The sequence below is a fragment of the Paenibacillus sp. JT31N11 genome, assembly GCF_056269285.1.
Genome location: NZ_JBWDNQ010000050.1, coordinates 1 through 3,834, shown reverse-complemented (window position 1 = coordinate 3,834; position 3,834 = coordinate 1). Strand labels below are relative to the sequence as shown.

The 3,834-nt window shown below is 40.8% G+C and carries 6 protein-coding genes; 2 read left to right on the top strand and 4 right to left on the bottom strand.

The genetic code is table 11. The features are described 5' to 3' along the window. The coding region (locus tag AC0YNV_RS40485; protein ID WP_475773100.1) for a hypothetical protein at nt 1–201 on the top strand (201 nt) is incomplete at its 5' end. Between the two features lie 4 nt (nt 202–205). Here AC0YNV_RS40485 and AC0YNV_RS40480 read toward each other — a convergent pair. From AC0YNV_RS40480 to AC0YNV_RS40465, 4 genes are all read right to left on the bottom strand, one after another. Then, on the bottom strand, nt 206–676 hold the full coding sequence (locus tag AC0YNV_RS40480; RefSeq protein ID WP_475773099.1) for an NUDIX domain-containing protein: 471 nt from the start codon (nt 674–676) through the stop codon (nt 206–208). Nucleotides 677–1,010: 334 nt separating this feature from the next. After that, complete coding sequence (locus AC0YNV_RS40475) at nt 1,011–1,418, bottom strand: YhfM domain-containing protein (RefSeq protein WP_475773098.1); 408 nt, start codon at nt 1,416–1,418, stop codon at nt 1,011–1,013. 243 nt (nt 1,419–1,661) lie between these two features. Further along, complete coding sequence (locus AC0YNV_RS40470; RefSeq protein ID WP_475773097.1) at nt 1,662–2,072, bottom strand: hypothetical protein; 411 nt, start codon at nt 2,070–2,072, stop codon at nt 1,662–1,664. Nucleotides 2,073–2,414: 342 nt separating this feature from the next. Next, complete coding sequence (locus AC0YNV_RS40465; RefSeq protein WP_475773096.1) at nt 2,415–3,005, bottom strand: hypothetical protein; 591 nt, start codon at nt 3,003–3,005, stop codon at nt 2,415–2,417. A 495-nt stretch (nt 3,006–3,500) separates the two neighbouring features. Between AC0YNV_RS40465 and AC0YNV_RS40460 the strand changes: the two genes are divergently transcribed. Then, a partial coding sequence (locus AC0YNV_RS40460) for an IS110 family transposase (protein WP_475773095.1) occupies nt 3,501–3,834 on the top strand: 334 nt, incomplete at its 3' end.

Sequence of the window (3,834 nt, the reverse complement as noted above, 5' to 3'; positions counted from 1 at the left end):
AAATTCGTCTCTGAGGCCGCCGCTCGATCCCGTGGCAGCCAAACCCTTTATGAATTATTAATGCTTTGCGTTAAACTGCCCGTTGCTTCAATGAAAAAGGAACAGTTGCCAGCCGCGGCGATCTGTTCCTGGACTTTGCACTATCGTACCCGTTACTTTAATGACCTTTTTGTTGCGCTATCGTACCCGTTAGCACAATGATAAGTTAGGCGAACTCAATCAGTTTCTCGTCTATCTCGCTAATCTTTCCAATATCCGATATGCCATCCCATAAAATAATACACCTAGCTTCATCATTCTCAACAAAATCATCAAGTTGACTTAGTTGACCTGAAAACAAAGCTCCATACTCTATCCTTTCAGGGCCATGGTAACTCGGTTGGAGTCTAAATTTCATTAAACCTTTGAAGTAAACTTCATCGATTTTTTGATTGGTTTCCTCAAATAATTCCCTAATTACACATTGCTTAGCAGTTTCTCCATCTTCAATAATACCTCCAGGCAACTCCCAACTGTTTCTCCATTTATTATGCATGAATAGGTACTTCCCTTGGTATTCCACTACAATTAATGCATGCGTTAGTGGGGCATCGTGTGCGGTGGTATTGAGTTGATCCTCTTCGATTTCAAAGAATTCTAAGAAAATATTCCCTTTTGCATCTGTCATGATTGCCATTTCTGAATCCTCCATTTTCTTTTTTTTGCTGAAACAAAAAAACGCGCTAGACCCTTGGTCCTGCGCGTTGTATATTGCAGGATGGGAAGCGCGAAGGGCGTTAACCCATCCCCTATTTTTTCAGGAATGTGTTAACGCTTCTCATGATGTGATTGTATCAAACTCAAATTAAACATTCGATTCTCTCCATATCACCAACATTATGGTAATAATAATCACAACCTTGTATATGCGTCAAGGTTTAAATTATCCTGCGCGTTAGCCGAGCGAAGGCAGCCGATCATTTACGATCAGCTGCTTTCGTGTCTTAATTGAACTATCGTTCCCCGTTAGATCAATAACCAGTATTAAACAGATCTAATAAATCATTCATTGCAGCTTTCGAAAGACGGTAATGTCCATTCTGTCCTGGTACAATAAATAATCCAGAGTTGTCTTCATTCACCCAGAAAGAGAATTTGATTTTTGTACCATCTTTCAATGTAACAGTGGATTCGTATTCAGGTGATGAGATATCCAATTGTGCCATTGAATATTCGGCTGATTTAACTGCTGTAATAAAACGTTTAATCGACTTGGTATTCGTTGTACTTATTGGATTCTGATCTACCGCAAGAATGATGGAAGTAATATCGTTCTCAGCTATTTGTTCTAACTTTTGATCTGAATCTTTTTTTGAGTAAGAACATCCTACTAACACAATCAGGATAAAAATAACTGAAAAAAAGTGAAATTTCTTCATCTCATTCCTCCCTTTCCAAGAAAATACATCTAATAACTAAACGATGCAAATATGAGTATAGTTGCATTATTCTGCCCGTTGAGCGGCAGCCGCAGTAACCCAAATAAGCGATGGATTAGTTCCACCGCTACGCACCTGTATCCTTTAGTTTAACAAATTATTTGTAACTAAACGAAAACAAAATTTCTCCTGAGTTCGCATCGACTACTACATTGTTTTCATGGAATATTACAGGCTTTGTTTTTACACCATGTGCTCCTCCGCTTGCCCCCTAAAGTTTACCCCCTTAAAGGTTACAATGTAAACAGGCGTATTGTTTAAATGTCCATCTCGCTTCAATTGAGCATTCTTTGCCTTGGCAGATTCTGAAAAACCTTCGGTAACGGAAGTCATTAATTGATATTCGACATGAATACTCGTTGCTGTTTGTGCGATCACATTGCAATAATTCGAAGCTTCTTTAATTGCCTCTTCTTCTGATTTATTCGGTTTCGTTGTCGGCGTCCTTAAAACCATATCACTTTGGTTTAAAAAAGATTGACTTAGCTCAGTCTGAACGGGAAGCTCTGTGTTTGCTGAAGCTGAGGAGACTGTCGCAATTCCTGCTGTCACAATTATTATTAATTGAACAAATCTTCGTTTCATTCTTGACATAATTTCACCTTTCCTTGGCTCATAAAAACTCCTTCGTTACAATTTGACTTCACAGATTTTTAATGGTATTTTTCCCGAATAATTCTTTTGTATTCTGCCCGTTACTTCAATGAAAAACGGCCGCCGATCTGTAGCCAGCAGCCGTTGCGTCTCCATTCAACTATCGTTCTCCGTTAGCTCAATCAACGTTTATTAAAGTACGCATCTTAACAAATGGTAAAAAACCAAACAACTTTAGAATATAAAAATACAAATATATATAAGGCCGACTGCTAATAAAATAAGTGAAATAATATATTCTTTTGAGCCTTTCAAATACCTCCACGCATACTGGCTTACCGATTAATAAATGAATCCATTTCTTCGCGGATTACTCAACCTACGTTCGAATTCTACACAAAGATGCGGCTTTAGGTGTTCGATAAATGCACGTGCTTCGCCTTCAGCGAAGGCTCGATTTATTTGTGGATTCTGGATGACACCCAACCAATGATTTAGGACGGATTGATCGTCGTTTGGCCCTGACCATCTCCTAATAACGATGTTCCCAGTTCTCTCGAGTAGCAATAAGTACTCCCGAATATCTTTAATAATCATTGGCTCAGCGATGGGGAGCTCGATTTCTCGGGAAACAAGTTCTTCTTTACAGCTGCCTTCACGAAAATTTTGTGAATGAAGAGTGTAGATTGCCCCTGGTACATGCCGATAACGATACTCGAACCCTCCACTGCATCTCTCTTCGAATACAGAAATACCGTCATGCTGCCGCCTGTATTGATTCATTACAAGACCTCTCCCTGCCCGCCCTAAGAAAGCAGATGCCATTAATTGATCCCGTGCAGCAAATACTTTGCCCTCTCCATTTCTATTGGGGTCAATATACCGTAGGTCAGTCTCTGGCGAAGCATGAAAGACAATGCGAAAGGGTTGCATCTTTAAACCTCCAGCCTGTTTTGTTATTGTATCCGTTATCTTAAAGCGGATTTAATGATAACGTCATAAGTTTTGATGGTTTCCGCATCGATTCTCGCTGTTGAACCTATTATCATGATTTGTAATTAACAAATCAACAAGGTCTGAGACACTAAGGCCCTATTCTGCATTTTTTAGCAGCTCATGAATTCGAAGTGCTATGAAAAAGCAGAGTGCCGGAGCGCTCTGCTTCTTTCAACTATCGTACCCGTTCGTATTATGAGGTCACCAGATCTTTCTGGTGGACCTCATTTTTGTGTGGTCGTAAGATAGCGATAGCCGGGGATTGAACGTTCGTGCCCGTGGGACTGGGATCCCGAGAGCTATACAGTTCATCCCCCCTACTTGTTAAACCATGATTAGGCTGGTTGGGACGATGATCCCGAATCACATGCGATAATGTGGACGACAAAAAGGTTAGGGGGTGCCGGCTACTATCATATGAGGAGTGGTTTAATGAACCCTGTCATTGGATTGGATGTATCGAAAGGAGAAAGTCACGCACAAGCTTTTTCAGATCGAGGAACACCCCACGGAAAGACCTTCCGATTTGAGCACAATCTGGAGGGATTAGCGTCCTTCCTCCGCTATGCTAAAGACCTGGAATCCTTTACGGGACAGCGTCCAGCCGTGGTGCTAGAAGCAACAGGTCATTATCACAGCCCAGTCGTTCAGTTCCTGGATGAGCATCAGTACCTGTACATTGTCATCAATCCGTTAATTTCATACCAAGCAAAAAAGACCCATTTACGCAAAGTGAAAACGGATGTTGCAGATGCGTACCAACTGG

What these genes read in the sequence shown, in the direction of transcription:
- AC0YNV_RS40475 (WP_475773098.1), bottom strand. Translation starts at nt 1,418, where the DNA reads ATGAAGAAATTTCACTTTTTTTCAGTTATTTTTATCCTGATTGTGTTA.
- AC0YNV_RS40465 (WP_475773096.1), bottom strand. Translation starts at nt 3,005, where the DNA reads ATGCAACCCTTTCGCATTGTCTTTCATGCTTCGCCAGAGACTGACCTA.
- AC0YNV_RS40470 (WP_475773097.1), bottom strand. Translation starts at nt 2,072, where the DNA reads ATGTCAAGAATGAAACGAAGATTTGTTCAATTAATAATAATTGTGACA.
- AC0YNV_RS40480 (WP_475773099.1), bottom strand. Translation starts at nt 676, where the DNA reads ATGGCAATCATGACAGATGCAAAAGGGAATATTTTCTTAGAATTCTTT.